Below are 2,226 nucleotides of genomic sequence, written 5' to 3'. Positions count from 1 at the left end.
TTCCTTCGGGGACGCTTCGACGCTGGCTGCAGCCACGGTCGGAGACATGACGCCATCATCACAGCCACCACCGACAAATCCGGGCCGCCCGCGACCGACGTTCGCCAGCGGCCCTAGGATTCGGACGCCGGGTTTCGCTCTCCGTCGTCGCCCGCGTGCCCACGCCATTTGCGGTAGCCGCGATGCGCGGCGAACGCGCCGACGATCGCGCTCACGCACCACACCGCAATCGCTGCGTAGGCCAGCGGCGACGACCGATTCCCGATCGACGCGCCCAGCGCGGTGTAGGCGAATGCCCGTGGGGCCGAACCGATGAAGGCGCCAACACCCATCTGCCACACCGGAACTCCGAAAGCCCCGAACGCATAGGAGGCCAGCGCATCGGAGATGCCGGGGACGAAGCGCTGGCCGACGACCGCCCACAACCCGCCGCGCCCGATCAGGGCGTCCATGCGATCGGCCCGGGCGCTGCCCAGCAGTGCGCGCGCGCTGTCGCGGCCGGCGCGGCGACCGACGAAACTCGCGACAATCGCGGTGCCCACCGTCGCGCCCAGCGTCACGAAGACACCCAGCAGCGGACCGAACAGCAACCCACTGCCCGCGGCCAGTATCGAGCCAGGAACGAACAACGCGCCGACCACCGCCGAGACCGCCACGTAGGTCAGCGGCGCCGCCGGCCCGGTGGCCGACACCACGCCCCGGATCTCGTCGATGTTGATCACCCGCGCCACAGCCACCAGATAGAAGACCACGGCCAGAAACGCGGCGAACACGGCGAGCCGCGCGATGTGGGCACGCCGCGAGCCGGGCCGCGGTGCCGGTGCGGGAGCGTCGTCGTCGTCCATGTCGACCGCGATTCTTCCGCACCGCTGCCCGCCCACCCCATCCGGCTATTTCCAACACGGGGCGGTGCGGGGCCCCCGGGAACGCCGCTGGTTCGCACTGCTGACCGAGAAGGCGTTCGGGTCGGGCCTGAAAGACAATGTGGCACAAGCATCCTGGTAAGTAATGGAGCACTGGCCGCCCGGCGACGCGGTGTACATATTCGGTTTCAGCCGCGGCGCACACACGGCGGGCGCGCTGGCGGGCACGCTCCCAAAGCGCTGGCCAGGCCGGCCCCGCACTTACCTGACCGACCGCAGCCGCTGCCGCAACCCGGTGGCCCGCAGCGCCCGGCGTTCGATCGCCGCGCGGACCGACGCCTCGGGGCCCACCACCCGCACCTTGGTCTTCGCGCGTGTCACCGCGGTGTAGAAGAGTTCACGCGTCAGCAGTCGCGAATCCTCCGGCGGTATCAGCACCGTCACCTCGTCGGCCTGGCTGCCCTGGCTCTTGTGGATGGTCATGGCGTGCATGGTCTCCACCTCGCCAAGGCGGCTGGTCGCGAAATCCAGCGGGCCGGTTGCGCCGGCGATGACGGCCCGCAGCCCGTCCGCGCCGGCCACCGTCACGCCCGTGTCGCCGTTGTAGAGGCGCAGCCCGTAGTCGTTCGCCGTCACCAGCAGGGGACGCCCGGCATACCACTGGGACCAGGCCGGCTGTCCGGTCGCTTCGCCAATCCACTTCTGCACCTGGCTATTCCAGTGCGTCGCGCCGTAGGGCCCCTCGCGGTGCGCACACAGCAAGCGATGTTCGTCCAAGGTGGCCAAGGCCTGTGGCACCGCGCCCAGCAGCGCGGCCGAGCGCAGCCGCAACGCGTGCGCAACCAGCACCTCACGCAACCGGTCGGCCGGGCGCTCGGAGTCCACCCACTCGACGTGTTCACCGCCTGCCGTCAACAACTCCAGGACACGGTCCGCGTCACCGACCCGGATCGCCTCGGCCAGGGCGCCGATCGACGTGCCGTATCGGTGCGGGGTGCGCAGGGCGGCCACCCGGACATCGTCGCGACCGGCCAACCCGTCCACCAGGTCGGCCAGCACCGCGCCCGCTTCCACCGAGGCCAACTGGTCGGGGTCGCCGACCAGGATCAGCCGGGTGTCCGGCCGGACGGCTTCGACCAGCCGGGCCATCATGGTCAACGACACCATCGACGTTTCGTCCACCACGATGACGTCGTGTGGCAGCCGATTGCCGCGATTGTGCTTGAACCGCACCGACGTATCCGGCCGGGGCCCCAGCAGCCGATGCAGCGTGGTTCCCGGAAGACCCGTCAGCCGCGCCCTGTCCGCCGTGGGCAGCTCCTCGATTCCCGCGGCCACCGCTTCGGCCAGCCGGGCCGCCGCC

The 2,226-nt window shown here is 70.8% G+C and carries 2 protein-coding genes and 1 pseudogene; 1 reads left to right on the top strand and 2 read right to left on the bottom strand.

Annotation, left to right across the window (positions count from 1 at the left end):
• Window positions 1–113: 113 nt before the first annotated feature.
• Window positions 114–845, bottom strand: a complete 732-nt coding sequence (locus A5659_RS10405; RefSeq protein WP_066881190.1) for a TVP38/TMEM64 family protein — start codon at window positions 843–845, stop codon at window positions 114–116.
• Between the two features lie 163 nt (window positions 846–1,008).
• Here A5659_RS10405 and A5659_RS28950 point away from each other — a divergent pair.
• A pseudogene (locus A5659_RS28950) lies at window positions 1,009–1,083 on the top strand (phospholipase effector Tle1 domain-containing protein); the annotation flags it as partial.
• 41 nt (window positions 1,084–1,124) lie between these two features.
• Here A5659_RS28950 and recD read toward each other — a convergent pair.
• Window positions 1,125–2,226, bottom strand: a 1,102-nt coding sequence (recD, locus tag A5659_RS10400) for an exodeoxyribonuclease V subunit alpha (RefSeq protein WP_067180859.1), incomplete at its 5' end; no start/stop codon positions are given.

This window comes from Mycobacterium sp. 1165196.3 (genome assembly GCF_001673415.1).
Taxonomy (GTDB): domain Bacteria; phylum Actinomycetota; class Actinomycetes; order Mycobacteriales; family Mycobacteriaceae; genus Mycobacterium; species Mycobacterium europaeum_A.
Note: the sequence above shows the minus strand (reverse complement) of the source record. Positions and strands in the feature narration are given on the sequence as shown.